The sequence below is a fragment of the Mesorhizobium sp. L2C066B000 genome, from assembly GCF_000502335.1.
Taxonomy (GTDB): domain Bacteria; phylum Pseudomonadota; class Alphaproteobacteria; order Rhizobiales; family Rhizobiaceae; genus Mesorhizobium.
The window spans coordinates 84,032-108,632 of the sequence record NZ_AYWZ01000015.1 but is presented as its reverse complement, the minus strand read 5'-3'; the positions used below and the strand labels follow the sequence as shown (position 1 = coordinate 108,632).

Here is a 24,601-nt window from a genome sequence, read left to right as displayed (position 1 = left end):
CATCGATCTCGCCGTCACCGAAGTGGTCGCTGCTCTCGGCAAGGCCGCCAAGAAGATCAAGACTTCCGAGGAAGTCGCCCAGGTCGGCACGATCTCGGCCAATGGCGACGAGTCGGTCGGCAAGATGATCGCTGAAGCGATGCAGAAAGTCGGCAACGAAGGGGTCATCACGGTTGAAGAAGCCAAGACCGCCGAGACCGAACTCGAAGTCGTCGAAGGCATGCAGTTCGACCGCGGCTATCTCTCGCCCTACTTCGTGACCAACGCCGACAAGATGGTTGCCGAGCTGGAGGACGTCTACATCCTCCTGCACGAGAAGAAGCTCTCCAACCTGCAGGCGATGCTGCCGGTCCTCGAAGCCGTCGTGCAGACCTCGAAGCCGCTGCTCATCATCTCGGAAGACGTCGAAGGCGAGGCGCTCGCCACGCTGGTCGTCAACAAGCTGCGTGGTGGCCTGAAGATCGCCGCCGTCAAGGCGCCGGGCTTCGGTGATCGCCGCAAGGCCATGCTGGAAGACATCGCCATCCTNCAACATGCTCGGCCGCGCCAAGAAGGTGTCGATCTCCAAGGAGAACACCACCATCGTCGACGGCGCCGGCAAGAAAGCCGAGATCCAGGGCCGCGTCGCCCAGATCAAGCAGCAGATCGAGGAGACCACCTCGGACTACGACAAGGAGAAGCTGCAGGAACGTCTGGCGAAGCTCGCCGGCGGCGTTGCGGTGATCCGCGTCGGCGGTGCGACGGAAGTCGAAGTCAAGGAAAAGAAGGACCGCGTCGATGACGCCCTCAACGCGACCCGCGCGGCCGTGGAAGAAGGCATCGTTGCAGGCGGCGGCGTCGCTCTCCTGCGCGCTTCGGCCGACATCAAGGTCACCGGCGTCAATGCCGACCAGGCCGCCGGCATCAACATCGTTCGTCGTGCGCTGCAGGCTCCGGCCCGCCAGATCGCGGCCAACGCCGGTGCGGAAGCATCGATCGTTGCCGGCAAGATCCTTGAGAACAAGGGCTTGACCTTCGGCTACAACGCCCAGACAGGCGAATATGGCGACATGATCGCCATGGGTATCGTCGATCCGGTCAAGGTCGTTCGTACCGCTCTCCAGGACGCGGCTTCGGTCGCCGGCCTGCTCGTCACCACCGAAGCCATGATCGCGGNTGCTGCGCGCTTCGGCCAACATCAAGGTCACCGGCGTCAATGCCGACCAGGCTGCCGGCATCAACATCGTTCGTCGTGCACTGCAGGCTCCGGCCCGTCAGATCGCTTCGAACGCAGGTGCTGAAGCTTCGATCGTCGCCGGCAAGATCCTCGACAACAAGGGCGCGACCTACGGCTACAACGCCCAGACCGGCGAGTATGGCGACATGATCGCCATGGGCATCGTCGACCCGGTCAAGGTCGTTCGCACCGCTCTCCAGGACGCGGCTTCGGTCGCCGGCCTGCTCGTCACCACCGAAGCCATGATCGCGGAGGCTCCGAAGAAGGAATCGGCTGGCGGCGGCATGCCTGGCGGCATGGGCGGCGGCGGCATGGGCGGCATGGGTGGCATGGGCTTTTAAAGGTCCACGCATCTCGACAATTTCGAAAGGGCGGCAAGCAATGCCGCCCTTTCTTCGTGCCCTTGCGCCGGTTGTCGGCGACCCGCAAGCCGGGGGATACGCCGGCCAAGGGTATGCTTATGTTTGAACGGATTCTGCCTTTTTTCCTGGGGCTGGCCTTACTGTTGGGCAGCGGCTGCGCGCACAGCGATGATGGTACAGTGATTATTCCGAGATCTCTTGATGCCAGGCGATTCTTTGACAAAGAGCCGCCACGCCTGCAGCAGCGGCGGATCGAAGCCAGCGTGTTCCCGGTTGCGCCACAGGAGCCGGAGAGACTCGAACCGCGCCGTACGGCAAGTCTCAAGACATCAAACAGACGGGCATCGCCAGCCGCAAGTCCGCCGCTCTCCTCTTCCGAGCCACACAAGCCGCTTGTCTGCAAGAACATCAGCAAGCCCGGCAAGCGGTACCGTGTGGTTTGCGAATAGGACACTTGGTTTGGCCAGCATTCTACCCTTGGAGCGTCGCGGTGCCTTTCCGGATCAGGTTGTCCAGAGCGACGCCTCCCTTCTTTCCCCATGATTCAGTCGTTCTAGCATTCCCAGCTTCACGAAACGGAACGAGTTTTGCCGGCGGCTTCCCGCGAAGCGCTACCGATCAGAACAGTCTTTGAAAGAAAAGGCCGCGCTCTGCCGCGATCGCAACCGCATGGGCCAAGCTTTTGGCACCAAGCTTGGCCCGTGCTAGATCAAGATGAAATCGGACCGTGCGAGGGGATAGCGACAGTATCTCTGCGGTCCGTTTGACCTTCTCTCCCCTCGCGTACCATTTCAGGCATTCGATCTCTCTATCGGAGCAGACCGTCGGATGGCGTAGCCTTCCTTGGATTCGACCGATAGCATTGTGAAATTCACCGGCGAGATGCTGGAAGTCGCGAACCTCGGATTTGAGAAACGTCTGCCACGCCGCTGCGTTCTCGTTGCTCGTCACGGTCAGAATGCCGCGGTCGCCGTCGACACCCCTAACCGGGAACGTGACGCCATGCTTCCCGACACCATGTTCCCTCGCTTCACCGAAGAACGTGCGCACGGGCTTGTCCGATAGGTCGATCTCCTTCCAATCAACCAATTTCACAGCACGCAGCCCATAGCGAAGCACGGGATCGATGTCGAAAAAATCCTTCTCGATGTAGCGTTTCACCCAGTCAGGCGAATAGGTGGTCACATAGAACGGCTTACTCGGTTCCTCGTAAACCGGCCTGACGGTAAGAAAGGCCGCCGTCTCAAGACCGTAACTTTTGACAATTGTGTTCAGAAGGTCCGCCGCGTCCGCAGGAGAGGCAACTGCGTGAATATCCTCCGTCACGTCGTGAAAATTTGAGTCAAATCTCGCCATATCCAGCTTACCTCCTTGCTTTCGACGCGCCTCTCCAAGCCATTCGCGCGGCTATCGCACTAGGTTGCTCCTCGCTGGATTCCAGCGTCTCACGACCTGTCAAAAGTGACAGGCAAAACCGCCAGTATACATAGGTTGCAACCCGCATTATTCCAGATTGGATGACCACACCCCGGCGTGGAGGAAACGCCTTGGATACGATTTTACTTTCGTCGAACGATGTGGGTCGGCAGACTAACCCTACGCGTACCTCGCGCCGTGCATCACATCGGAGTTCCGGAACGGACGACCACGAAATTTGCCGTCTCTGCTCGGAGCTAAAACAATTAGACGCTGATCGGGAAGCTCTTTTTGCTTTCTTCCCCCCGCCTGCGCCGGGCAACCCTGCGCAGAGCAGGCAGTTTTTCACAAAGCTGAACTCGATTACGGCTCGCTATTTAGCGCTCGAACAGCGGCTTCGAAAGGCTCGCAGCGATATCAGGCAAGGCCGCCCACGAAGCCGCTGAGTTCGTCCAGCGGATGCCGCTGCGACCGCCACGGCATAGCGCGCATTCAGAGTATCGATTGCCTGATGGCCCCGCGTCAAGTCGACACCGAGGCCCTGCCCGGCCCATCGGGCGCGGATCCGGATACGAGCACCCTCCTCCCCTCGCGGGATATGAGTCAGAGACACTTGCACAGCGATTTGCAAGATAGTTTACTGACTCGATGAATCTGAAGCGGAGTGATCCATGGGGAACCAGCAATCAACTTTTGCTTCGTGCACCTATCGCGGCGTCGACGGCTGCGACCTGGGCCAGACCGCGACGCTGGGAAAGCAGGCGTTGCCTTGTGGCGTTATCGCCATGGCATGGCTCGTAACCGCCACCTTGAAAAAATGGCTTGTCTGCTTGCCGGTCCGGAAAGACGCAGTCGTCGCGCGTTGTGCAACCAGCGAAATGGCCGACGTCGCCGGCAAAAGGCGGAAAGCAGGCGTAGCCGTCACCCTCCCCGATGATCTCGATCGCCGCATCCCCCTCTACGCCCAAATCGAGCGTCAGGCTCGCAAAACCTATCGCGGCATTTGGGCCTTGGCTTGACCGGAAATTCTCACCTGCAAACCCATGACCCCCGAGCACGATATGCGTTGTTTTCGTCACATCTTCCACCTCGTCGCATCCGCGGCCTTGCTCGCCGGTTGCGCCGAGCGAGTGCCGCATGCTTCACATTCGGCCGGCCCCGTTTCGGCTACGGACTCCTATTGGAAGCCTGATCGGGTCAGTCGCAGCCGGCAAGAATATGCGCCAGACTGGGGGCGCTTCCCGCCGGTCATTACCCGGCGAGCCGGCTACCCAACCGAAGCTCAGGCGAATAACGCCTTGCGCCGCTCGCATTGGAACTCCGTGCCTGTGCGCACGCTCATCACCAAGGAAGGCATCAAGACGATCTCCGTCCCCGCGGAAGCCCCGGACACGATCGCTGCAGGCGTTCGCGTCTTTGCCTGCCGGCCAGGAGCGCTCAACGGCTATACTGGCCGCGTGCAATTTTACGACGGCCCCGTCGTCGCCTGCGCTTCCGACCTCCTGTCTGCCGATGGTCGCGTGCTCGCCCGAGTACCCCTCAATTTCTACTACTGGCAGAAGGCTTGGCGCGTCCAAGACCCGAGGCCGTCCTACAAGTCTGTCCCGTGGGCCTATCAGGAACCCTCGCCGCCCAAGAGCAAGGGCTGGTTCGGCGACCGCTACTAAGCGGCGGCCGTCACACTGCCGCGTGTCGGCTGGCCAGATGCGCACAGAAGCCGACGGCCAAACCAACGGCGCCGGCGTCGGCAAGATTGTCCGCGGGCGTATGAGAGGTACGCTGCGAGCGGCTTTTACGACGCTCCGGATGTGTCGTCACGCTGCGCGCCAATTCACCACCGCGTCTCTTCGTGCAGATCCCAGTTCGAAGATTGCGACGACCGTCTTCGGCGACTTCGAGCGTATTGCGTGTGGTCGCGCCAGCAGTCATGGCGACCTTCAGGCATGGAGGCCGCATCGCTCACCTCCGGCCGAAAAAACATGCTTCCCTATGCGAGACCGATCAGTCGTTCGGCCAAAGTGTTTCGCAAGGCTTTAGTTCAATCTCTTTCCTGGCGAAATCAGTGTCAGTGCATGGCATTGCTGAAGGTCGTCCACGAAGATCAAACTGCGGGTATCATGCATTCAGCATTCCGGGGATCGAGCGGCAGGCCGCACAGCCCCCCAACATGCTAGCTACTTCGCGGCCGAAGTCATCTACCGGTCAGGTTCTGCTCTTCTGCTGGGAGCTCGCTTCGCATGAACACGTCCAGCACTTGCGCGATATCGACCCCTGACGGCGATCCGTTGCGCACCATACCCCTCGATACCGCCGAGCGCATGGCTCCAATGACGCAGCATGCCGCGACGAGCGCTGCCACGGCATCGCCGTCGGTCTCGGTCAAAAGCTGCTCCGCCAGCGCCCTCGCTCCTCGCGGAATTTGATCGACATCTTCACCACCAAGCAACCACTGACGATTTTCTTCCGTCACGGAAACACCTCCCGGACTGTTCGATTTGACCATTGGCGGCCGAGCTGCCGGAGCGGATCTCCGATTGCCACCGTCAGCACATGAGACAGCCCGATCGCGACGGCGATCGCGAGCGTTGCCGTCGCCGGAGCGTCCAGGAATTGGCCAAGCGACCAGTTGAACAGCGCTAGCACCGGCAAATGGATCAGATAGAGGGCATAGGAGATGCCTCCCAAGCGGCGCAGCATCCGCCACGGCCAGTTCACAGAATCATCCCGCAAGGTCGCCCTTGTCACGATCCACCCGCACATCAGCGCCAGCACGGCAGTCGCCACACCATGCATCGCCGGCGGCAAGATCGCCAACATGAAGGCCGCGATCGACATCCAGAACGCCGCTTCCATGTTGCCGATCACCCGCAGGTGTTCCGCCAGACGGGGCCATGCGCTTGTGCCCATGGTTGCTCCGATCGCCAGCCCGACCGCGATTCCATCGATGCGGAACGTCCAAAGCGTCCCGCCCCAGGCCCGCAGCGTGAACGTCCCGACCACGAGAACGAGTCCGGCCAGCGCGAGGAGCGCCCGCCGCGGTAGCAAGAACACCAGGAGCGGAGCCAGTAGATAAAATTGCATCTCGGCGGCAATCGACCAGAATGGCCCAAACGCAAAGGCGTTCCCGCATCCTGTGGCGCCCCCGAAACAGGGTGCCCAATGCGCATTCGAGATGAAGGCGAATGCCGCCTTCGCGTCTGCAGGCTCAACGCCGCTTCCCGGGATGATCAACCCGATCGAGAGGATGGCGCCGACGCACCAGGCCAGCGGTACGATCCGCATAGCACGCCTGACATAGAAGGCGGAGGCCGCCTCGAGCGCACCGCGCTCGAGGCGCAGGCTTCGCAATGAGCGTTCCACCACCAGGCCGGAAATCACAAAGAACAGGTCGACCCCGACGCTCCAAGCCGGCGCAAACAGCAGAGCGGCGACCGTCCCGCCTTCTCCGAAGACCGGCCCGACATGCGACAGCAACACCAGCCCGATCGCCAGGCCTCGCAATTCATCCAGCCCCGATAGGCGGGCGTTTTGTCCCATCCAAATATCACGCTCGACAATCATCACAACATTGATTTAATCATAGGGCACACAAGCGAGGCAAGGAATGCATGCACGCCTGACATTTGTCGCAGTCGCGGCTGCCCTTAGATTGGCGCCCCACGCTTCGGCCCAGTCGCTCACGCATGATCCGAACGCCTGGCGCGCCGTCGCCTATGCCGATCTCGAGCTCCCGAACTCGGAAGCCGTGCCCTACGCCTCCCTATGGGCCGACCGACTGAAGAAGAACAACGACGCCTACGTGGCCAAAGGCGATACACGCTTTGCGGTCGCCAACGCGCCGGCTTCCGAGAGTCACATCGTCGTTCGCAGCCCGACCAAAACCGTCGTCCTCTCGGTCCTGCACACGCTCACCGGCTGCTCGCCGATCCGCACCGATCCTGTCGGCAATGCCACGCTGAAACGATGCCCCATGCGCTTGGCGATCTACCAGAACGGCCGATCAACGGTCGCTGACGCTGGCTCCGGCTGTTTCATCGAATATGGCGCGCAACCGAATAACGTCCGCCCCGACCTCGCTCGGAATGGTGCGATGGGTGCATATGATGTTCAGGCCAAAAGCATTCGCGCCGGCATCGTATTCCAAGGTGAAATCGCCCCGGAATGCCAATTCCGGGTCCCTGTCCCGCAACCCTAGAGGAAGCAGTCCACGCCGTTGTGTTTCGGCAACCTCGATATCCCCAAGGAGCGCAATCATGATCGGCACGGAGAACCTGACGTTATTCAGGACACCAGCCAGCCACCGGCCATCGCCAACGGATCAATGCTTCCCTGACGGCGCGCGATGCGCGGCCTTGACCGCGGCTCCTGCCGGCGGCCACGGCGGGATGATGTTCCGGAGATCTGCCATGGCCAGCCGGACAATCTTCGCGACTCTAGCCGTCTTGATCTGGCCGGCAATCGCGCAAGCACTTGATCCGCTCAAGGCTCCGCAGGGATCATATGTAGCGTCCACGCACACATGTGCCGATCTCGACCAAGGCGTCGGCGCTCTCGAACTTGCCGAGTTCGACGGCGACGCAATCACCGTCGGCGCAAGCACCTGCAAGATAGCAGGCACCCGTCATGCAGACGATGCATTCCAAGCCTCATGTACAGAGCGTGGCAGCAGCTCCCCGGTCATCACGCCGATGAAGATTACGCGCCCATCCAGCGACGCGCTCTCCATCAATGGCGCCATCTATAATTTCTGCCCGGGGAAGTAAGATGCTGCGTCCCTACCCAATACTCCTTTCCGCGCTCCTGGTCGTTGGACAAGCGCCTGTTTCGCAAGCGAATTCCTTTGACCATGATGCAAATTCTTGCGACCTCAATGACAACACAACCTTGCGTTCCCTTTGTACGAACGGAGCGGGTCTGCCGAGCTATCCGCCCACGCAAGAGATGATGGAGCGCAGCCCGAACATCGCCAATATGATTGTCGACGCCGCCAACAAGTATGGCGTTGATCCCAAGCTCGCTCTTGCCGTGTCCGCTCACGAAGGCGCGATGTCAGCATGTGCCGGCTCCTTCAGTGGCGTTCTTGGACCGATGCAGCTTACGGGGGCGACCGGCCGGGCCTACGGAATGGATCGGGGCATCTTGTCGGAAAACATTGAAGGCGGCGTACTGACGCTTCGCGATGCCGTCAAATCGTGCGGCGGCACGTCAAGTATTCGCTGCCTCGCCGATCGTTACAACGGCAGCACTGAAAGCCAGCGCCATAACTGGACGAACGACGTAAACCGCCGCTATGCCGCCCTCAATTCCGCCGGCCAATCCATTCCTCAGGGATGCGGCGCGCAAGCGGTCTGCCAAATGGGACCAGGCGACTTTCCGACGCCCAACGGTGGTGACACAAAACTCGCTTCATCCGCTCCCGGTCCCGCCGGCAGCGACATCAACGTTGCCCCTGGTCAGGTGTGACGCCGTCTCCCCATTGAGTGGCCATGCCCCCGTCGGCCCGCCGCCTTCAATGGGAGAGATTGCGCGACGAGAGCTTTACGAATCCCCGTTTCAGATGGCTTGCCAACTCCTGGCGCACATCATCAGGCCATTGCTCCATCACAACGCAGTTCACTTCGGCCGCAACCAGCGACCAGTACAGCAGATCCGCGTATTGTCCTTCGAACAGAGCCGCCACGATAAACTGTCCGATCACCAAGGTGATCGTCTCGGGCTTGCCTTTCTTCCGCAGAAATTCCGAAACCTCTTCCACCCATGGTTTCGGGTGGCAATCGACAAACGCCGCCGCTTCCTTATAGAGTGCATTGTCTCCTGCGACTTGCCAGATATTCGCTTGCATCGTCAACCCTTCAGCAAAATGATGCCTTTGCATCGACGCTGGCGGATTTCTTGGTGCGAGTCAAAGAAATATGAAATAGTTTTTCTGCCAATCGTAGCAAATGAATCTACGCTGGTAGTTTAGCATCTTCTACTTTTCTTGTATCTACTGGTTTGCCCTGCGTCCCTTTTTGGCTGGAGGCAGCCGCTTCCTCTCGGAGGTTGCCCCAGCGGGGCTGGCTGCCTCTTTCAAAGAAGGAACACCACTGAACTCTGTCATCGAGCGCTTCACAGCACGCGTGGCCTCAATATGCCGCGCAATCTCGGTGAAGCTGAAGCCGAAGGTCTCGATGTCCCGCTTCACGCTGTCGTCGTCACCAGTCCGACCAATGAGCGTCCACACCGGAACCTTGAGGTGTCGCGCCAGCCGCTCCAAGGTGACCAATGTCGGGTTCCCCTTCCCCGCCCGCAACTGGTAGAGCGTGCCGCGCGATAGCCCCGTAGCGTCGGCAAAACTCGCATAGTCCGGGTACTCGTTCTCGATTTGGCGAAGTCGCAGCGCGAGCAGGATCGAAAGCCAACCATCGCTGTCTTCTGTCTTGTTTTTAAATATCGGCACAGCTGCCCCCCCTGCTTATCGGTCGGAATATGACGGCCATTTTTTTGCAGAATGTCTAGTGCTCAGGGCTTGTAGCCGAAACGATAACTCATTGCCCTATTAAAGTGTCGCGGCATCCTCCCCATACTCCCGCAAAGTGACGGCGTACAGCAATCGTTCCAGATGCACGATAGCATTTGACAATCTGCATGCCCTGTTGAAAATGAATAATTAAATGAATCCGGTTGGATGTCGCGGGCCCTCTTACTAATGATTTTGTCGTGTGCCACCTCATCTGGAGGGACAACCCTGATCTCCGCCCTTGCGGCAGGCAGGCCCTGCAATCGTTGCCCGACCACTTCGTATGACCTGGTTCAGGTCGACCACAAGCGAGACCTCGACGCCAGTGGTTCTGGCATTACACTCTGAGACGGGGCCGCAAGGCTTGCCCCGGAACCAATCTCTATGCCTGTTCGAGATGGAAATGGCGCCGGGTAATACTCTGAAGCCGATACCGCCAAAAACGGCACCATGCCCCCAGCCTTCGAAAACGCTTGATCCATGAGGGGCCATCCTATCTCCATTGATCACTATAATGACGATCAATCTGTGATATTATAATGATCGACATCGAAATAGGAGACTCGCTGTCATGTTCATGAGGTTCGCGTTCGCAATTTTCGCCGGCGGCGTGCTCGCTTTCTTCGCCCTGCCCGATCAGGAAGCCGGCCTTCGCATGCTCAGCTTTTCCACTGCTTTCTTGATCCTGTCCCTCGCCGCCGTCTGTGCCATCAAATTTCTAACCCACAGTATCGGACGTCATCGTCTTCGCTCGTCGTTACAACTGTCGCGCTGTGATGACGATCTTCCTTTGCATGACGCTGCAAAGTTCGAGCGCTCCGCTTGGTCAACGTCCGGCGTCAACCCCCAGGATCCGAAACTGGCCTGGCAGTACCGCGTCAACGATCAGCGCCTTGGCCGCTTCAAACTCTAACAGGCTCTCCTTGCCAGGATCTGCTCAATCACGCACACAGACGATCCTGCTATTCCGCCAGGTCTGTGATCTCCTGATACGATAGCCCCAAATGATTCGAGGCTTGCGCAAGGCAGCGTCCCGAATTCCCAAAAGGCCCAGACCGAGACGCCCAGGAACGCCGCCAATGTGCCGATCGTCTGAAGGTCGGGTTGCGCGCCTGCTGCGCAGACATCACCATGCTGCGGTTCGCGCGCAAATGGTTCTCGTAATTACCTCATGCAGCGGCTTCTGGTCGCCAACCTCTAGTGTTTTCGAATCGCGCTTTCAGCGATGCAGGCTTGGGCTACCTGGCCGAGGCGACCCTGCCGTCAGGACGGCTAAGTCCTGGCCCTTGAAACGCCCCGGCTATTTCGCCGGGAATGTTTAACGCGCTATTAGATTATTCTATTGATTCGATAGCGGCTTGACGGCATTGTCAGGTCCATGACAAAGGTGTCGTGGCCAAACGCTGCGCAGGTATATCGCGCTTTAGGAGGGTTTCCGGCGCGCGGGAGCTACTTGTGCCATTGCCCAGTACCAAGTCACGGGCAAGGGAAAGGCGACCGCCATCCCTCCCTCTCTGTTCGTGACGGGGATTATCGTCTTATGCTGTACTGCTTTGCAGGCTGCGATCCCGTCGACATCGAGACCGCCATTGCGGACCTGGATTTGTCGAAGCGCGCGGCCGAGCCTCTGCGTCGTGTTCGTCCGGCGGCGCCCAAAACCACAGCAGCGGACGCGCTCGCGCTCTGGTCGAGAGCGATTGCGCTCGGCGGCACGCACGGCGAAGCTTATCTTGCCTCTCGCCGTCTGCCGGCGACGTTGCCAACTTTGCGCTTCCTGCCGGGTTATCGGTTGGGAAAGAACCGCTTTCCCGCGCTGGTGGCTGCTCTGCAGGCCCCAGACCGTTCGATCTGTTCGGTGCAGCTCACCCTCTTGCACCCGACACGACCAGAAAAGGCGGCGCTGGACGAGCCACGCCGCATCATCGGCCCGAGCCGGGGCTTTGCCTTGCGGCTCGCCCCAGCGGCCGACGTCCTTGGTATTGCCGAAGGCTATGAGACCGGCCATGCCGTAATGCTGCGATACGGCTTGCCCGTCTGGTGCTCACTGGGAGCACCACGGTTGCCATTTCTTCAGCTGCCCGAATGCGTACAGCGGATCGTCGTCTTCGCCGATCCGGACAAGCCCGGCCTCAGCGCGGCCGAACGCGTTCGCGAAGCCAACCCTGAGCGCCGGGTCCTCATTCATAGACCGCCCGACGACCGGGATTTCGCGAAGCTGTGGGAGGACGATCCGACGCCCGAGACCCTACCCTTGGATCTTCTGCTGCGCGAAACACTCGGCGCAGACACCTGAGCCCCTCGGCGGCCAGCTTGGCCATCAACTTTGATCACAAATTGGGCACCACTTGTTCTGGCGAAGGGTGCCTTCGAGCATCTAGAACCGGCACCAGGTGCGCGCCTATCTCTACTCGACACCCAAGCCTTGGCTTCAGAAGACCAGCGCCGAAGTCTTCCGTCAAAGGATACTGTCGACCACTCGGTGAAGGCGCTAACCCGCCTCGCTGCACAGTCGCTCAACGAGAACTCACAAACGCCAAAAGCGGAGGAAGGGAATTTTACAAGCCGCCACAAATACGCAATTCTCTTTCTCTATAGATTTTATATACATAAATATTCTGTCCCCTCGTCGCGGCTGCGGCCCGCAGTTTCAAGGAGAGGGACAGGACCAAATGACCAGACCCGCAATCGTCGGATTTTCCGGCAGTTTCAGTTCTCCTTCCCGGACGCGCGCTTTGGTCGAAGAGATAGCGAGGCGAACGGCGCACCAATATGAGAGAAGCTTCGAGGTCATGGATATTGGGCAGTTCCTGCCTTCGCTCGGCGCCGCGCACCGCCTCTCCGATCTGGACACGAAGGCAAAGCGACTTGTTGACCATCTCCTGCAAGCCGAAGCACTGATCGTCGCAAGCCCGGTCTACAAAGGCAGTTACGCTGGCCTCTTCAAGCATTTCATCGATCTGCTGGAGCCCACCGCCTTCGTAGGCAAACCGGTACTTCTGGCCGCGACCGGCGGCGGAGACCGACACGCGTTGATTGTCGAGCATCAGCTACGGCCGCTCTTCGGGTTCTTCGAGGCACGAACGCTGGCGACAGGGATCTATGCTTCAGAGCGCGACTTCGTCGACCAAACCTCCGTCTCCCCGACACTGGCCGATCGGCTCGATCGTGCGATCGGGCAATTCGCGCCCTATCTGGCGTCGCGAACTCGAGACCAGTTGGTTTCGGATTCCGACGCGCCTCAGGCGGACATTGCTATCGCCCGCGGGCAGTGGCGCGCTTCGAACCGGGTTTCTAACGCAAATCTCGGCTGAAGCGCCTCCTCCAGCCCTGTCTGGATCTTCGAGAAATCGTCAGCCGCCGCCACAACTCAATCCGCCTGGAGACTACCCATGACCAAGCCTGCTTTCATTGATGCAACCATTCCGGAAGCCGATGTTGCTCCCCTCACAGCACGCGTCGGCGCAGAGATCAGCAACGTTCGTCTATCCGGTGATCTACCCCATGCTGTTGTGGTGGCGATCAACCAGCTTCTGCTGCGCCATAAGGTCGTGTTCTTCCGCGACCAGGGGCACCTTGACGATGCCGAGCAGGAGCGTTTCGCCCAGCGGCTCGGCGATTTGGTTGCGCATCCGACCCAAGGGGCAATCGTCGGCACGGCCTCAATCCTCGAACTCGATTCAAGTCGCGGCGGCGGGCGCGCCGATCAGTGGCACACCGACGTTACGTTCGTCGACGGCTATCCAAAATTCTCGGTCCTGCGCGGCGTGGTCATTCCTTCGGCCGGCGGCGACACGATCTGGTCGAATACCGCCGCCGCCTATGAGACTTTGCCGCCAACGCTCAAGCGCCTCGCCGACGATCTTTGGGCGGTCCACAGCAACGCCTACGACTACGCGGCGGTCCGACCGCGGGCGACAGAGGCGGAAACAAAACACTTCGACGAGGTGTTTACTTCTACGATCTACGAGACCGAACACCCGGTTGTGCGGGTTCATCCGGAGACCGGTGAGCGCACCCTCCTACTCGGCAATTTCGTGCAGCGGTTCGTCGGCCTGTCCAGAAGCGACTTCCACCGGGTCTACGAGTTGTTCCAATCCTACGTTACCGCACCGGAGAACACCGTTCGCTGGCGTTGGCAGCAGGGTGATGTGGCGATCTGGGACAACCGCGCCACGCAGCACTACGCCGTCAACGACTACGGCGATCGGCGCCGGGTCGTCCGCCGCGCCACTGTCGACGGTGACGTGCCGGTCGCGGTCGACGGACGACGCAGCGTCTCCCGCACCAAGGCAGCCAAGCCGGCGAGGATCAAGGCGGCCTGAACACGAGGGGACGTCTCTTCAACTGATGCGACAAGAGGGAATTTGATAATGCCCAGACAGATCAAGCTAGGCGCCTTCCTGCCAGGTGGCGGACAGCATATCGCCGCATGGCGCCATCCCGACGCGCCGGCCGACGGCGCGACGAATTTCGAGTTCCACAAGCAGCTTGCGCTGACCGCCGAGCGCGGCCTGTTCGATGCCTATTTCCTGGCCGACAACCTGACCGTCGGCCTCGGCGCCCGCGAAGGCGGCAATGCCAAGATCGCCGGCTTCGAGCCGGTGACGCTGTTTGCGGCCTTGGCGCCGCTCACCACGCATCTCGGCTTCATCGCCACGGCCTCCACCACCTATGAGGAGCCCTACACACTGGCGCGCAAATTCGCTTCGCTCGACCTGTTGTCGAACGGCCGCGCCGGCTGGAACGTGGTGACTTCGGCCGGCGACGAGACGGCGCGCAATTTCAACCGCGACGTCCAGCCCAACCATGCCGAGCGTTATGCGCGGGCGCATGAGCATGTCGAGACGGTGAAGGCGCTGTGGGACAGCTGGGAGGATGACGCCTTCATCCGCGACAAGCAGTCGGGCCGCTTCTACGACAAGGACAGACTGCACGACATCGACCACAAGGGCGAGCATTTCAGCGTCAAGGGTCCGCTCAACGTGCCCCGCCCGGTGCAGGGACATCCGGTTGTCGTACAAGCCGGGCAATCCGAGGATGGACGCGGGCTTGCCGCGCACTCGGCCGAGGTGATCTTCACTGCTCATCAGAAGCTCGAGACGGCGCAGGAATTCTACCGCGACATCAAGGCGCGCGTGGCGGCTGTCGGCCGCGATCCCGACCAGGTGCTCATCATGCCAGGCGTGGCGCCCTTCGTCGGCCGCACAACGGAAGAAGCACGCGCCAAGTATCAGCAGCTCAACGACCTCATCCTGCCCGAGGACGGTGTTGCGCTGCTCAACGGACTTGCCGGCCAGACGCTCGACATCCGTGGCTACCCGCTCGACGGCCCGCTGCCGCCGAGCAAGGAAACCGAAGGCATGAAGAGCCGCCAGGCGCTGATCCGGCAGATCGCCGATGAGCACAACTTCACCATCCGCCAGCTCTATCAATGGGTGGCGACGGCACGCGGCCACTACACCATCGTCGGCAGCGTTACGCAGGTCGCCGACCAGCTGGAAGAATGGTTCACCAGCGAGGCGGCCGACGGCTTCAACATCCTGCCGCCCTGGCTGCCCGGTGCGCTCGACGATTTCGTCGACCTGGTCATTCCCGAACTGCAACGGCGCGGCTTGTTCCGCACGGCGTATGAAGGCCGCACCCTGCGCGAGAATCTCGGCCTCAGGCGGCCGGAAAATCCATGGACCGTCGCCCGCTCGACCGTCCTTGCCGCCGAATGATCCTCATAGCTGAAGGGATGACGCCATGACATTGCAGCACATCGATCGGCCGATCACGATCCGCGCCAGTCGCGGCGAGACAGAGCTCGGCCACGACTTTCTCCGCCTCGGCGGCAGGGCGGCTGTCCGCTTCCTGTCGCGCTACGGTGTGCTTGTCGGTTTCCTGGCGCTCTGGCAGGTGGCGAGCAGCGTCGGATGGGTCAACGCGGCGGTGCTGCCGCCGATCGACATGATCGTCGAAGCGCTCTGGAAGGGGCTTGCCGGCGGCAGCCTGCTCGGCGACATCGCCATCAGCCTGCAGCGCGCCGGCATCGCCTTTGCCGCAGCCGTGGCCGTCGCCATTCCGCTCGGCCTGTTCATGGGCCAGGTGCGCCCGGTCGAAACCGCGCTCGATCCGATCCTGCAGGTGTTCCGGCAGACCTCTGCACTGGCGCTCTACCCGGTGTTCATCCTGCTCTTGGGACTTGGCGAGACCTCGAAGATCTTCGTCATCTTCTGGGCGACGCTGTTTCCGCTGCTGCTCAATACCACCAGCGGCGTCAAGGAAGTCGATCCCAAGCTGCTTGAAATGGCGCGCGTCTATGGTGCGAGCCGGCTCACCGTGTTTCGCCGCGTCGTACTGCCGGGCGCCGTGCCGTCGATCTTCGTCGGCTTGCGGCTGAGCGCCACCACGGCGCTGCTGCTGCTGATCGCGTCCGAGATGATAGGTGCCAACAAGGGCATCGGCTTCCAGGTGATGAACGCGCAGTACAATTTCCAGATCCCGCTGATGTTTGCGGCAATCGTCATCCTCGCCGGGCTTGGCCTGATCGCCAACCAGGCATTGGTCACCCTGCAGCGGCGGCTCTGTCGCTGGAGCAATCCTGTCAACTGAGCAGTCCGCCCCTCACCGTTTACCTCACAAGGACCCGATCATGAAAATCACCCGCCGTTCGCTGCTTGCCGGCGCGCCGCTTGCCGCCGGCCTCATCGCCGCCGGCCTGCCGCGCCTGGCCTTTGCGCAAGCCGCAGCCGTCAAGTTCCGCTACCTCGCCAGCCGTGGCAGCATCTCCCCGCACGAGCTGGCCGACGAGCTCGGCTACTTCAAAGGGCTCGGCGTCGAGCTGGAGAATGTCGGCTATTCCTCGGGTGGACCGGAATCGCTGTTTGCGCTGTCTTCCGGCAGCGTCGACATCGGCTCGGCCGCCACCGCAGCGGTGATCAACTCGATCTCGGGCGGCAACGACTTCGTCGCGGCGTATCCGAGCAACGGCATCAACAAGGATGTGAAGAGCGTCTTCTACGTGCTGGAAGACAGCCCCATCAAATCGATCGCCGACATTGCCGGCAAGACCATCTCTGTCAACACGCTCGGCGCTCATCTCGACTATACGGTGCGTGAGGCCCTGCACAGCGTCGGCCTGCCGCCGACCGCCGCCAACCTCATTGTCGTGCCCGGCCCGCAGCTTGAGCAGACGCTGCGCTCGCGCCAGGTCGACATTGCCGGCCTCGGCTACTGGCAGGCGACCTTTGCCGGCGCGCTGGTCGCCAATGGCGGCGTGCGCGGCGTGTTCGACGACACGCAGGTGCTCGGCGAACTCGCCGGCGGCTTCGTCGTACTCAGGCGCGACTTCATTGCCGCCAACCCGGATGCGGCGCGCAACTTCGTCGAACAGTCGGCGCGCGCCTCGGACTGGTCGCGCCAGAACCCGGACGAAGCCCGCAAGGTGCTGGCCACTATCCTCGACAAGCGCGGTGAAAACGGCGATCTCGCCCGCTACTGGACCGGCTTTGGTCTGCGCGAAGGTGCGCAGGCGACCGACCGCGACATCGACTTCTGGGTCGCCGTGCTGGAGCGCGACGGCCGTCTGGCCAAGGGCAAGCTGAAAGCCGCCGACATCCTGTACCGGCCCGGCGAAACCAAGATCAACTGAGCTCTGAAATAGCTGAGAGATGAGATGACCGGTTCCAACCGCGGCGGGGAGGTCTCGATCCGCGACCTGTCCAAATCCTTCAGCCTCGGCGGGCGCCAGCTTGCCGTGCTGCGGACGCTCAACCTCGACATTCGTTCGGGGGAATGCCTGGTCATTGTCGGCGCCAGCGGCTCCGGCAAGACCACGCTGCTGCGTATTCTGGCCGGACTGGAGGCGGCCGACAGCGGCGGTGTCGCGATCGACGGCCAGCCGGTGCATGGCGTCGGCGCCGAGCGTGCCGTGATCTTCCAGGAGCCGCGGCTGCTGCCGTGGCTGAGCGTGCTCGGCAATGTCGCGTTCGGCCTCGAAGTGCGCGGTGTTCCCAAGAGGCAGGCCGAGGAACGCGCCCGCTTCTACGTCGCCCTGGTCGGCCTTGCCGAATTCGCCGATGCTTTTCCGAGCCAGCTTTCCGGCGGCATGGCGCAGCGCGTCGGCATCGCCCGGGCGCTCACCGTGCAGCCCGAGATCCTTCTGCTCGACGAGCCGCTGGGGGCGCTGGACGCCATGACCAAGATCGGCATGCAGGAGGAACTGGCGCGCATCTGGAGCGAGGAGAACGTCACCATGGTGATGGTCACCCACGATCTGGAGGAGGCGATCTATCTTGCCGACCGGGTGCTGATCCTGCCCAAGGAGAAAGGCGGCGCGGCGCGGTTGATCGACATCGACCTGCCACGCCCGCGCGAGCGCAGCGAGAGCCGCTTCGTGCGCTATCGCGAAGAACTGCTGCGCGAATTCGGCCTGCACTGATCGGGGAAGGGGCCAGCCGTGGCTCCCCCGGAAGATTAGCTCTCGCAATTATTGCTTGGTGAACGTGCCCGTATAGGTTCGGTCGGCAAGCCCATAGGTGACGGCCAGCGTTCCGTCCGCCTGAATGACCGCGCTGACGTCCGCGCCATTGGGAAGGCGCCGCAGTTTCAACGTGTTGCCGAAAATCTTGCCTTCGCCGTCGGCCACGCCCGGTTTGTTGTCGGCGACATCGCCCCAGGCATAGGTGGCGGTGACATTGCCGCCGCGCGTAATCGTCAGCACGGCGAGCTTGCCGTCATACATCCCGTCCAGCTGTCCGCCCCATATGCCGGAAAACGCGACATACTTGGCCGGGACGCCTTCGCCGGGCGGCATAACCCGCACGGATGGATCGAGGACCGCCGCACCATCAGGAGCAGAGATCGCGGCAGGCGCCATGGGCTGAGGTGCGGGCGTTGGCGGCGGCGATGATGGTTCAGGCGCCGACTGGCAGGCGACAAGCACGAATGCCGCGAAACCGAGCGTCGGAAAAAGACTGTTTGGTGGAGCCAATCGGGATCGAACCGACGACCTCTTGAATGCCATTCAAGCGCTCTCCCAACTGAGCTATGGCCCCACTCCGGCAGTCAGCCGTCGCCGTTGCCGGCGAGAGGTCCGGCGCGGGTTTCAGGACCGCGCCGTTTAGTGCAGGCGGCTTCTAACCCCGCCTTCCCTGAAGATCAAGCCTTCGAGGGCCGCTTTTTCGTCATAGCCCGTCAACGCCGCTAAATGCATGCGTTCGAAGCGTTCCTAGACTTCGTCGTCGTCGTCGCCGACGCCGATCATGTCGGCGACGTCGTCGTCTTCTTCCTCTTCGTCGGCAAGGAAAGTATCGTCCTCATCGTCGCCTAGATCGACATCGTCCTCGTCGTCGCCCAGGTCGGGAAGCTCGTCGCCGGCCTTGACGTCTTCGTCGGCCTCTTCAAGCGAGACGACTTCAACGCCTTCTTCTTCCTCGGCGTCCACTTCCTTCTCGGCCACTTCCTCTTCCTCTTCGAGGGCGGCGATCTTGCCGTCCTCGAAATAGGAACGCGGATACGTCTTGCCCGTATAGGGCGAGACGATAGGGTCCTTGTTCAGGTCGTAGAATTTTCGGCCCGTTTCAGGGTCGACACGCTTTGTGCCAAGTTCGTTTTTTGCCACGTCAAGCCTCGTCAGTAAAAGAGTGGTCCCCTTAACCACAGTTTACCGCGCTGTCAAAGCGAAAAGCCGGCGTCACAAAACCAAGCACTGAAAGGCCTCGCGCCAAGCGACGACCATGGGGATGACCATTCGTGCCCGCCGTGATACGAGACCGCCGCAACAAATGAAAAGCGCCGGTGCGCCGGCATTCCGTCCAGGGAAATTCCATGTCTCACGCCGCCGCTGCCAAGCCGGCCACCGCCCGCAAATCATCCGCCCTTTCCGGCACCGCTCGCGTGCCGGGCGACAAGTCGATTTCGCACCGTTCCATGATGTTCGGCGGCCTTGCCTCCGGCGAAACCCGCGTCACCGGCCTGCTCGAAGGCGAGGATGTGATGCGCACGGCGGCCGCCATGAAGGCGATGGGCGCGCATATCGAGAAGCGCGGCGCCGAGTGGGTGATCCGCGGCACCGGAAATGGCGCGCTGCTGCAGCCGGAAGGCCCGCTCGATTTCGGCAATGCCGGCACCGGCTCCCGCCTCACAATGGGCCTCGTCGGCACTTACGACATGGAAACGACCTTCATCGGCGACGCATCGCTGTCGGGACGGCCGATGGGCCGCGTGCTCGAACCCTTGCGCCAGATGGGCGTGCAGGTGCTGAAGGCGACGCCGGGCGACCGCATGCCGATCACGCTGCACGGGCCGAAACACGCCGCACCCATTACCTACCGCGTGCCGATGGCCTCGGCGCAGGTGAAGTCGGCCGTGCTGCTGGCAGGCCTCAACACGCCCGGCATCACCACCGTGATCGAACCGGTGATGACGCGCGATCATACCGAAAAGATGCTTAGGGGATTTGGCGCCAATCTCTCGGTCGAGACCGACGAGCGCGGCGTGCGCCACATCTTCATCGAGGGCCAGGGCAAGCTGACGGGGCAGACCATCGCCGTGCCCGGCGACCCCTCCTCGGCCGGCTTCCCGCTGGTCGCGGCACTGATCGTGCCGGGTTCGGACATCGTCATCGAGAACGTGCTGATGAACCCCACCCGCACCGGCCTGCTTCTAACGTTGCAGGAAATGGGCGGCCAGATCGACATCTTGAACCCGCGCAATGCCGGCGGCGAGGATGTTGCCGATCTGCGCGTGCGCTACTCCGAGCTCAAGGGCGTCACCGTGCCGCCCGAGCGGGCGCCGTCTATGATCGACGAATACCCGGTGCTGGCTGTTGCCGCGAGCTTCGCCGAGGGCGAGACGTTGATGCAGGGGCTGGAAGAGCTGCGGGTGAAGGAATCCGACCGACTGGCAGCGGTTGCCAATGGGCTGAAGCTCAACGGCGTCGACTGCACCGAAGGCGAAGCTTCGCTCGCGGTGCGCGGAAAGCCCGGCGGCAAGGGGCTGGGCGGCCATCCCAATGGCCAGGACACGACGGTGCAGACGCATCTCGACCATCGTATCGCCATGAGCTTCCTGGTGATGGGGCTGGCAACGGAAAAGCCGGTAACCATCGACGACGCCGCCATGATCGCGACGAGCTTCCCGGAGTTCATGGGGCTGATGACGGGGCTGGGCGCGGAGATTGGGTAGGTTGATGCCAAGCGCAAAGCAAGCAGAGATGTCGGCGGGACAGCGCCCCCCTCTGTCCTGCCGGACATCTCCCCCTCAAGGGGGGAGATCGGCCGTCACAGCGGCTTTCGCCAGTTTTCGAAATTGCAGGAAAGAGTGGGGCGCAGAAGCTTCTGATCTCCCCCCTGGAGGGGGAGATGTCCGGCAGGACAGAGGGGGGCGCGAAGGATCGCGGCGTCTGTCTTTTTCATCGAGCCTTTCGATTGTGTTGGCCCGCCAATGACCTTCACCATAGCCATCGACGGACCCGCCGGCGCCGGCAAAGGCACGCTGGCCCGACGTCTGGCCGACCACTACCGCCTCAACCTGCTCGACACCGGCCTCACCTACCGCGCCGTTGCCTATGCGCTGCTTCAGTATGCGCTGCCGCTCGACAATGTCTCGGCGGCCGAAACCGCCGCGCGCCAGGTCGACCTGGCACAGCTCGACCGGGCGGTGCTGTCGGCGCATGCGGTTGGCGAGGCGGCCTCGAAGGTCGCGATTTACCCTACCGTCCGGCGCATCCTGGTCGAAAAGCAGCGCGATTTCGCCAGGACACCGCCAGGCGCGGTGCTCGACGGGCGCGACATCGGCACGGTCGTGTGCCCTGACGCCGACATAAAGCTCTATGTGACGGCGAGCGCCGAAGTGCGGGCGCAGCGCCGGCTGGCCGAGATCGAGAGCATCGGCGGCACCGCCGATTTCGCCGAAATCCTTGCCGATATTGTGCGCCGCGACGAGCGCGACATGGGCCGCGCCGACTCGCCGCTGAAGCCGGCGGCGGACGCGCACTTGCTTGATACCTCCGAAATGGCTATAGAGGCCGCGTTTCTAGCGGCCAAAGCGATCATCGACGACGCCCTGGCCAAGAGAGACAAAGCCTGATCCAGGGTTTTCCCGCTCCACCGATTGCCGGAAGCGAAGAAAATACCCATATCGGGCACGAACCAGCCTGCCAGCATTCTTCATGCGCCGGAATTGCCGCTTAGGCGGCCCAGGGCTTTTGTAGCCCGGAACGCCGGCAGGCCAACGCAACGCTAACCCACGGCGCCCGTCCCGCAAGAGATGCGGGGCACTCCAGGAGAAAATATGTCAGCTGCAAATCCCACTCGCGACGATTTCGCGAGCCTGCTCGAAGAATCATTTACCGCCGGCCACTCCGGCGAAGGTCAGGTCGTCAAGGGCACGATCCTGGCGATCGAAAAAGACATGGCCATCATCGATGTCGGCCTCAAGGTCGAAGGCCGCGTGCCGCTGAAGGAATTCGGCGTCAAGGGCAAGGACTCGACGCTCAAGGTCGGCGACACGGTCGAGGTCATGGTCGAGCGCATCGAAAACGCGCTGGGCGAAGCCGTCCTGTCGCGCGACAAGGCCCGCCGCGAAGAGAGCTGGGTCAAGCTCGAAGAGAAGTTCACCAAGGGTGAGCGCGTCGAAGGCGTCATCTTCAACCAGGTCAAGGGCGGCTTCACCGTCGACCTCGACGGCGCCGTGGCCTTCCTGCCGCGCAGCCAGGTCGATATCCGCCCGATCCGCGATGTCTCTCCGCTGATGCACAACCCGCAGCCCTTCGAGATCCTCAAGATGGATCGCCGCCGCGGCAACATCGTGGTGTCGCGCCGCACCGTGCTCGAGGAAAGCCGCGCCGAACAGCGTTCGGAAATCGTGCAGAACCTCGAAGAAGGCCAGGTTGTCGAAGGCGTCGTCAAGAACATCACCGATTACGGTGCGTTCGTCGACCTCGGCGGCATCGATGGCCTGCTGCATGTCACCGACATGGCATGGCGCCGCGTCAACCACCCGACCGAGATCCTCAACATCGGTCAGACGGTCAAGGTGCAGATCATCCGCATCAACCAGGAAACCCACCGCATCTCGCTCGGCATGAAGCAGCTCGAGAGCGATCCGTGGTCCGAGATCGGCACCAAGTTCCCGATCGGCAAGAAGATCAAGGGTACCGTCACCAACATCACCGACTACGGCGCGTTCGTCGAGCTGGAGCCGGGCATCGAAGGCCTCATCCACGTTTCGGAAATGTCGTGGACCAAGAAGAACGTGCACCCCGGCAAGATCCTGTCGACGACACAGGAAGTCGACGTTGTCGTGCTCGAGGTCGATCCGGCCAAGCGCCGCATCTCGCTCGGCCTCAAGCAGACGCTGGAAAACCCGTGGCAGGCTTTTGCCGCGAGCCATCCGGTCGGCAGCCAGGTCGAGGGCGAGGTCAAGAACAAGACCGAGTTCGGCCTGTTCATCGGCCTCGAAGGCGACGTGGACGGCATGGTGCACCTTTCCGACCTCGACTGGACCCGTCCGGGCGAGCAGGTCATCGAAGAGTACAATCGCGGCGACATGGTCAAGGCGCAGGTGCTCGACGTCGACATCGACAAGGAGCGCATCTCGCTCGGCATCAAGCAGCTGGCCAAGGATACGGTCGGCGAAGCCGCGACTTCAGGCGAACTGCGCAAGAACGCTGTCGTCACCTGCGAAGTCACCGGCATCAAGGATGGCGGTCTGGAAGTGCGGCTGGTCGACAGCGGCATCGAGACCTTCATCAAGCGCAACGACCTCAGCCGTGACCGTGACGAGCAGCGCCCCGAGCGCTTCTCGGTCGGCCAGAAGCTGGACGCCCGCGTCATCGCCTTCGACAAGAAGACCCGCAAGCTGCAGGTCTCGATCAAGGCGCTGGAAATCGCCGAAGAGAAGGAAGCCGTCGCACAGTACGGCTCGACCGACTCCGGCGCTTCGCTGGGCGACATCCTTGGCGCCGCGCTGAAGAAGCAGGGCAGCTAAGCCGCTTCGCGCGCAGCGCGTAAGTCGCTTCGCGCAAGCGTAAACCTCGGCTGCGCCTCACGCGCGGCTTGAACAAGAAGACCCGCGGGCCGCAAGGCTCGCGGGTTTTTTCATGCTCGGCGACGCGGTTGGCACAAGACAAAGACGGCGGAACCCCTTCAATTCCGCATGCGCGGCTGTAGGCTCGGCTGTCGTTGCAGACGTAAACACGGAAGTCCGGCCCTTCGGGCAACAGGGAAGCATGCGCGATGAAGGTCGTCGAACTCTATCGCTATCCGGTCAAGAGCCTGCGCGGCCATGCCGTGCCGAGCGCCGACATCGAGACAATGGGCATGGAAGGCGACCGCCGTTGGATGGTGATCGACAAGGATGGGCAGTTCCTCACCATTCGCCAGATACCTGATATGACGACGATCGACGTCGAGCATCGCGGAACGGGCATCCTGTTGAAACATGACAGGCATGGCTCGCACTTCGTCGAGGCACCGGCTCCCGGCACCGCGCTCCGGCAAGTCAAGATCTGGAAGGATATGGTTGCCGCGCGGCCGGGCGATCCGGCCGCCGGCGCCTATCTCTCGGCTATTCTTGGCCGGCCCGTCGATCTCGTCTATTTCGACGATCCGCGAAACCGGCCGGTCGATGCGGAATTCGGCCAGCCTGGCGATTACGTCGGCTTTGCCGACGGTTTTCCGCTGCTGATCGCCACGACGGGCTCGCTGAACCATCTGAACAGCCATCTTGGCAGGCGCATCGAGATGGCGCGGTTCCGGCCAAACATCGTCGTCGACGCAGACGGCGCATGGCTCGAAGACAGCTGGAAGACGATCCGCATCGGCGCTGTCGAGTTGCGCATCGCAAAGCCCTGCTCGCGCTGCGTCATCACCACCCGAGATCCGTTGAGCGGCGAGCAGCCGGACCCGCGCGAGCCGTTGCAGACGCTTGGCAAACTCCACCGCTCCGCCAAGGGCGGCATCATCTTCGGCCAGAATGCCATTCCCAACAACGCCGGCACGATCGCCATCGGCGACGCAGTCGAGGTCGTGGAAGCGGGGGTCTCGAACCTGACGTAGTCGCAGCCCTTCTAATGCCGTGGAGGCGTCGGCGGGTCGCCATGATTGAATGGCCAACCTCCGC

General features: G+C 62.0%; 26 protein-coding genes, 1 tRNA gene and 2 pseudogenes. 20 read left to right on the top strand and 9 right to left on the bottom strand.

Annotated elements, in window-relative coordinates; all coding sequences use genetic code 11:
* The 3 genes and pseudogenes from groEL to X733_RS1000000168590 form a co-directional block, all read left to right on the top strand.
* Positions 1-1,154: pseudogene (gene groEL, locus X733_RS01000000166535) on the top strand (chaperonin GroEL); the annotation flags it as partial.
* A gap of 4 nt (positions 1,155-1,158) precedes the next feature.
* A pseudogene (locus X733_RS1000000168595) lies at positions 1,159-1,557 on the top strand (TCP-1/cpn60 chaperonin family protein); the annotation flags it as partial.
* Positions 1,558-1,676: 119 nt separating this feature from the next.
* Positions 1,677-2,027 (top strand): hypothetical protein, encoded by a 351-nt coding sequence (locus X733_RS1000000168590; RefSeq protein WP_081740733.1) that lies wholly within the window; start codon positions 1,677-1,679, stop codon positions 2,025-2,027.
* A gap of 169 nt (positions 2,028-2,196) precedes the next feature.
* Here the strand turns inward: X733_RS1000000168590 and X733_RS0135480 are convergent, their stop codons facing one another.
* Positions 2,197-2,934 carry a LuxR family transcriptional regulator gene (locus X733_RS0135480; protein ID WP_023819706.1) on the bottom strand — a complete coding sequence of 246 codons (738 nt, stop codon included), beginning with the start codon at positions 2,932-2,934 and terminating at the stop codon, positions 2,197-2,199.
* A gap of 731 nt (positions 2,935-3,665) precedes the next feature.
* On the opposite strand from X733_RS0135480, the gene X733_RS141685 reads away from it, so the two are divergent.
* Together X733_RS141685 and X733_RS1000000170970 are read left to right on the top strand one after the other, a co-directional pair.
* Positions 3,666-4,013 (top strand): nuclease, encoded by a 348-nt coding sequence (locus X733_RS141685; RefSeq protein ID WP_023819705.1) that lies wholly within the window; start codon positions 3,666-3,668, stop codon positions 4,011-4,013.
* Between the two features lie 309 nt (positions 4,014-4,322).
* On the top strand, positions 4,323-4,661 hold the full coding sequence (locus tag X733_RS1000000170970; RefSeq protein WP_245263590.1) for a hypothetical protein: 339 nt from the start codon (positions 4,323-4,325) through the stop codon (positions 4,659-4,661).
* Between the two features lie 10 nt (positions 4,662-4,671).
* Here the strand turns inward: X733_RS1000000170970 and X733_RS1000000169780 are convergent, their stop codons facing one another.
* From X733_RS1000000169780 to X733_RS141700, 3 genes are all read right to left on the bottom strand, one after another.
* Complete coding sequence (locus tag X733_RS1000000169780; RefSeq protein ID WP_155924266.1) at positions 4,672-4,923, bottom strand: hypothetical protein; 252 nt, start codon at positions 4,921-4,923, stop codon at positions 4,672-4,674.
* Positions 4,924-5,185: 262 nt separating this feature from the next.
* Positions 5,186-5,464, bottom strand: a complete 279-nt coding sequence (locus tag X733_RS141695) for a hypothetical protein (protein WP_023819703.1) — start codon at positions 5,462-5,464, stop codon at positions 5,186-5,188.
* Positions 5,461-6,555, bottom strand: coding sequence for an acyltransferase (locus X733_RS141700; protein WP_245274494.1), 1,095 nt, complete (start codon positions 6,553-6,555; stop codon positions 5,461-5,463). Before X733_RS141700 ends, X733_RS141695 begins: the two co-directional genes overlap by 4 nt.
* Before the next feature lie 43 nt (positions 6,556-6,598).
* Here X733_RS141700 and X733_RS141705 point away from each other — a divergent pair, with 43 nt between their 5' ends.
* From X733_RS141705 to X733_RS1000000167310, 3 genes are read left to right on the top strand one after another with little or no spacing between them, the layout of a single operon-like run.
* Complete coding sequence (locus X733_RS141705; RefSeq protein WP_023819701.1) at positions 6,599-7,189, top strand: hypothetical protein; 591 nt, start codon at positions 6,599-6,601, stop codon at positions 7,187-7,189.
* A 58-nt stretch (positions 7,190-7,247) separates the two neighbouring features.
* On the top strand, positions 7,248-7,757 hold the full coding sequence (locus X733_RS141710; protein WP_155924265.1) for a hypothetical protein: 510 nt from the start codon (positions 7,248-7,250) through the stop codon (positions 7,755-7,757).
* A gap of 1 nt (position 7,758) precedes the next feature.
* Complete coding sequence (locus tag X733_RS1000000167310; RefSeq protein ID WP_050588705.1) at positions 7,759-8,457, top strand: transglycosylase SLT domain-containing protein; 699 nt, start codon at positions 7,759-7,761, stop codon at positions 8,455-8,457.
* Positions 8,458-8,503: 46 nt separating this feature from the next.
* Here the strand turns inward: X733_RS1000000167310 and X733_RS141715 are convergent, their stop codons facing one another.
* Positions 8,504-8,836: a hypothetical protein gene (locus X733_RS141715; protein WP_023819698.1), complete on the bottom strand. Its 333-nt coding sequence runs from the start codon at positions 8,834-8,836 to the stop codon at positions 8,504-8,506.
* 144 nt (positions 8,837-8,980) lie between these two features.
* Positions 8,981-9,433, bottom strand: a complete 453-nt coding sequence (locus tag X733_RS141720; protein WP_023819697.1) for a helix-turn-helix transcriptional regulator — start codon at positions 9,431-9,433, stop codon at positions 8,981-8,983.
* A gap of 631 nt (positions 9,434-10,064) precedes the next feature.
* Here X733_RS141720 and X733_RS141725 point away from each other — a divergent pair.
* From X733_RS141725 to X733_RS141760, 8 genes are all read left to right on the top strand, one after another.
* Positions 10,065-10,406, top strand: a complete 342-nt coding sequence (locus tag X733_RS141725) for a hypothetical protein (protein ID WP_023819696.1) — start codon at positions 10,065-10,067, stop codon at positions 10,404-10,406.
* 627 nt (positions 10,407-11,033) lie between these two features.
* Complete coding sequence (locus X733_RS141730; protein ID WP_031193865.1) at positions 11,034-11,786, top strand: toprim domain-containing protein; 753 nt, start codon at positions 11,034-11,036, stop codon at positions 11,784-11,786.
* A gap of 376 nt (positions 11,787-12,162) precedes the next feature.
* Entirely contained in the window at positions 12,163-12,804 is a 642-nt protein-coding gene (gene msuE, locus X733_RS141735; RefSeq protein ID WP_023819694.1) for an FMN reductase, read from the top strand.
* Positions 12,805-12,882: 78 nt separating this feature from the next.
* Positions 12,883-13,815 carry a TauD/TfdA family dioxygenase gene (locus tag X733_RS141740; RefSeq protein ID WP_023819693.1) on the top strand — a complete coding sequence of 311 codons (933 nt, stop codon included), beginning with the start codon at positions 12,883-12,885 and terminating at the stop codon, positions 13,813-13,815.
* A gap of 48 nt (positions 13,816-13,863) precedes the next feature.
* Positions 13,864-15,213: an LLM class flavin-dependent oxidoreductase gene (locus tag X733_RS141745; protein WP_023819692.1), complete on the top strand. Its 1,350-nt coding sequence runs from the start codon at positions 13,864-13,866 to the stop codon at positions 15,211-15,213.
* Between the two features lie 25 nt (positions 15,214-15,238).
* A complete protein-coding gene (locus X733_RS141750; protein WP_023819691.1) occupies positions 15,239-16,087 on the top strand; it encodes an ABC transporter permease in 849 nt (282 codons plus the stop codon).
* Between the two features lie 40 nt (positions 16,088-16,127).
* Positions 16,128-17,126: an ABC transporter substrate-binding protein gene (locus X733_RS141755; protein ID WP_023671310.1), complete on the top strand. Its 999-nt coding sequence runs from the start codon at positions 16,128-16,130 to the stop codon at positions 17,124-17,126.
* Positions 17,127-17,150: 24 nt separating this feature from the next.
* Positions 17,151-17,915, top strand: coding sequence for an ABC transporter ATP-binding protein (locus X733_RS141760; protein ID WP_023683542.1), 765 nt, complete (start codon positions 17,151-17,153; stop codon positions 17,913-17,915).
* A gap of 48 nt (positions 17,916-17,963) precedes the next feature.
* Here the strand turns inward: X733_RS141760 and X733_RS0135470 are convergent, their stop codons facing one another.
* The 3 genes from X733_RS0135470 to X733_RS141770 form a co-directional block, all read right to left on the bottom strand.
* On the bottom strand, positions 17,964-18,353 hold the full coding sequence (locus tag X733_RS0135470) for a hypothetical protein (RefSeq protein WP_023683541.1): 390 nt from the start codon (positions 18,351-18,353) through the stop codon (positions 17,964-17,966).
* Positions 18,354-18,455: 102 nt separating this feature from the next.
* A tRNA-Ala gene (locus X733_RS141765) sits at positions 18,456-18,531 on the bottom strand.
* Between the two features lie 173 nt (positions 18,532-18,704).
* Positions 18,705-19,097: a TIGR02300 family protein gene (locus X733_RS141770; RefSeq protein WP_023683538.1), complete on the bottom strand. Its 393-nt coding sequence runs from the start codon at positions 19,095-19,097 to the stop codon at positions 18,705-18,707.
* Between the two features lie 206 nt (positions 19,098-19,303).
* Between X733_RS141770 and aroA the strand changes: the two genes are divergently transcribed.
* The 4 genes from aroA (at position 19,304) to X733_RS141790 (ending at position 24,537) form a co-directional block, all read left to right on the top strand.
* Positions 19,304-20,662 carry a 3-phosphoshikimate 1-carboxyvinyltransferase gene (aroA, locus tag X733_RS141775; protein WP_023703673.1) on the top strand — a complete coding sequence of 453 codons (1,359 nt, stop codon included), beginning with the start codon at positions 19,304-19,306 and terminating at the stop codon, positions 20,660-20,662.
* Between the two features lie 258 nt (positions 20,663-20,920).
* Entirely contained in the window at positions 20,921-21,565 is a 645-nt protein-coding gene (cmk, locus tag X733_RS141780; protein ID WP_023746536.1) for a (d)CMP kinase, read from the top strand.
* A 204-nt stretch (positions 21,566-21,769) separates the two neighbouring features.
* Complete coding sequence (rpsA, locus tag X733_RS141785; protein WP_023703671.1) at positions 21,770-23,467, top strand: 30S ribosomal protein S1; 1,698 nt, start codon at positions 21,770-21,772, stop codon at positions 23,465-23,467.
* A gap of 248 nt (positions 23,468-23,715) precedes the next feature.
* Positions 23,716-24,537, top strand: a complete 822-nt coding sequence (locus tag X733_RS141790; protein ID WP_023746537.1) for an MOSC N-terminal beta barrel domain-containing protein — start codon at positions 23,716-23,718, stop codon at positions 24,535-24,537.
* Positions 24,538-24,601 lie beyond the last annotated feature (64 nt).

Excerpts from the sequence above, each read along its gene's own strand:
- X733_RS1000000168590 (WP_081740733.1), top strand. The coding sequence starts at position 1,677 with ATGTTTGAACGGATTCTGCCTTTTTTCCTGGGGCTGGCCTTACTGTTG.
- X733_RS0135480 (WP_023819706.1), bottom strand. The coding sequence starts at position 2,934 with ATGGCGAGATTTGACTCAAATTTTCACGACGTGACGGAGGATATTCAC.
- X733_RS141685 (WP_023819705.1), top strand. The coding sequence starts at position 3,666 with ATGGGGAACCAGCAATCAACTTTTGCTTCGTGCACCTATCGCGGCGTC.
- X733_RS1000000169780 (WP_155924266.1), bottom strand. The coding sequence starts at position 4,923 with ATGACTGCTGGCGCGACCACACGCAATACGCTCGAAGTCGCCGAAGAC.
- X733_RS141700 (WP_245274494.1), bottom strand. The coding sequence starts at position 6,555 with ATGATTGTCGAGCGTGATATTTGGATGGGACAAAACGCCCGCCTATCG.
- X733_RS141705 (WP_023819701.1), top strand. The coding sequence starts at position 6,599 with ATGCATGCACGCCTGACATTTGTCGCAGTCGCGGCTGCCCTTAGATTG.
- X733_RS141710 (WP_155924265.1), top strand. The coding sequence starts at position 7,248 with ATGATCGGCACGGAGAACCTGACGTTATTCAGGACACCAGCCAGCCAC.
- X733_RS1000000167310 (WP_050588705.1), top strand. The coding sequence starts at position 7,759 with ATGCTGCGTCCCTACCCAATACTCCTTTCCGCGCTCCTGGTCGTTGGA.
- X733_RS141715 (WP_023819698.1), bottom strand. The coding sequence starts at position 8,836 with ATGCAAGCGAATATCTGGCAAGTCGCAGGAGACAATGCACTCTATAAG.
- X733_RS141725 (WP_023819696.1), top strand. The coding sequence starts at position 10,065 with ATGTTCATGAGGTTCGCGTTCGCAATTTTCGCCGGCGGCGTGCTCGCT.
- X733_RS141730 (WP_031193865.1), top strand. The coding sequence starts at position 11,034 with ATGCTGTACTGCTTTGCAGGCTGCGATCCCGTCGACATCGAGACCGCC.
- msuE (WP_023819694.1), top strand. The coding sequence starts at position 12,163 with ATGACCAGACCCGCAATCGTCGGATTTTCCGGCAGTTTCAGTTCTCCT.
- X733_RS141740 (WP_023819693.1), top strand. The coding sequence starts at position 12,883 with ATGACCAAGCCTGCTTTCATTGATGCAACCATTCCGGAAGCCGATGTT.
- X733_RS141745 (WP_023819692.1), top strand. The coding sequence starts at position 13,864 with ATGCCCAGACAGATCAAGCTAGGCGCCTTCCTGCCAGGTGGCGGACAG.
- X733_RS141750 (WP_023819691.1), top strand. The coding sequence starts at position 15,239 with ATGACATTGCAGCACATCGATCGGCCGATCACGATCCGCGCCAGTCGC.
- X733_RS141755 (WP_023671310.1), top strand. The coding sequence starts at position 16,128 with ATGAAAATCACCCGCCGTTCGCTGCTTGCCGGCGCGCCGCTTGCCGCC.
- X733_RS141760 (WP_023683542.1), top strand. The coding sequence starts at position 17,151 with ATGACCGGTTCCAACCGCGGCGGGGAGGTCTCGATCCGCGACCTGTCC.
- X733_RS0135470 (WP_023683541.1), bottom strand. The coding sequence starts at position 18,353 with ATGGCGCCTGCCGCGATCTCTGCTCCTGATGGTGCGGCGGTCCTCGAT.
- aroA (WP_023703673.1), top strand. The coding sequence starts at position 19,304 with ATGTCTCACGCCGCCGCTGCCAAGCCGGCCACCGCCCGCAAATCATCC.
- cmk (WP_023746536.1), top strand. The coding sequence starts at position 20,921 with ATGACCTTCACCATAGCCATCGACGGACCCGCCGGCGCCGGCAAAGGC.
- rpsA (WP_023703671.1), top strand. The coding sequence starts at position 21,770 with ATGTCAGCTGCAAATCCCACTCGCGACGATTTCGCGAGCCTGCTCGAA.
- X733_RS141790 (WP_023746537.1), top strand. The coding sequence starts at position 23,716 with ATGAAGGTCGTCGAACTCTATCGCTATCCGGTCAAGAGCCTGCGCGGC.